The 1,404-nt window shown below is 34.3% G+C and carries 1 protein-coding gene; it reads right to left on the bottom strand.

Annotated features, from left to right (window positions below; all coding sequences use genetic code 11):
- Positions 1-1,404 (bottom strand): CarD family transcriptional regulator (locus GMD4S_RS08885; RefSeq protein WP_000342067.1); only part of this gene is annotated, 1,404 nt, incomplete at both ends.

Here is a 1,404-nt window from a genome sequence, read left to right as displayed (position 1 = left end):
TAAAGCGACTCAACACATCAATATTAACAGCAAAATTTTGGAATCGTTCCTTAAAATTCGTATAGTGCTGTTGCGCTAAAACCGTCGTCGGAACTAGAACAACCACCTGTTTGTGATCATTGACAGCCTTAAATGCTGCACGCATTGCAACCTCAGTTTTCCCAAAACCAACATCCCCAACCAGAAGTCGATCCATGGGATGAGAATCCTGCATATCCCTCTTAATTTCCTCAATACTACGAAGTTGATCATCCGTTTCAACATAAGGGAAGGCATCATCAAAAGCATGTTGCTCATCATCATCAGCCGAGAAAGCAAATCCCTTCAACTGACTACGCTCAGAATAAAGCTTAATTAAATCGTCAGCTATATCCTCTACCTGGTTCTTAACTTTTTGCTTGGCCTTTTTGAAATGACCATCATTTAATTTATTAAGTTTTGGAGCTTTTCCATCACTTGAAACATATTTTGACAGTAACTGAATCTGCTCTACTGGGATGGAGATTTGATCCCCATTTTGATATTGAACACTGACATAATCACGGTGAATCCCTTTGATTTCAATTGTTTCAATTCCTAGATATTGACCAATTCCATGGATATGGTGAACAACGTAGTCCCCTTTTTCAAGTTCATTATAATCTTTCAATCGCTCCGCATTTGACACATGTTGTCTTCTAAAACGACGTTTTAATTTCTTTTGAAAAATCTCATGTTCAGTAATCAAGAGAATTTTTTCATCTACAAAGTGAAAACCATGTCTTAGATTACCCTCAATCAAGTTTACAGATTCTTTACAGATACTTGACTTATCTCTGGAATCCAATTTGATCTGATATTCCTCTAAAACATCTTCCAACGTCTTACTTCCCATTGAATTGCTAGACTGCAAAATAATAGTGTAGTTCATTTTTTTGTATCGCTCAATTTCTTCTTTTAAAAATGAAAATTGATTGAAAAACTCTTGCATGGGGTATTGATTAAATTGATAAATGTGATCAAACTTAAGATTTCCTAAGCCCTTTTGCAGATTGGAGAAAAAGGTAACTGGACTTTGTTTTTTATAGGTTTGCTCTGTATCTGCAAAATACTGCATCCCAGAAAATGATTTACCATTCTGTAAATCTTCTGTAAAGTATTGTGCTAATTCTCTTTCAAAGGATTCATACTGATTCATCAATTTTTGATAGTCATCAAAGAATACTGGTGTATCTTTTTCAATATAATCAAATACAGTCCATGTTTCATCGTAACATAAGGACAAAAACTTTCGACTATCTGAATGTACTTGTTTTTGATGAAAACTTGACAAAATCTCTTCCAAATATGATTTTAAAATTGGTGATAGAGTCTTTGAAATTTGCTTTTCTAAAGCTGACTGTCCTCGTTGATAATCTTTTTCTC

This window comes from Streptococcus sp. GMD4S (genome assembly GCF_000296955.1).
This window is presented reverse-complemented; position numbering and strand designations above follow the sequence as displayed.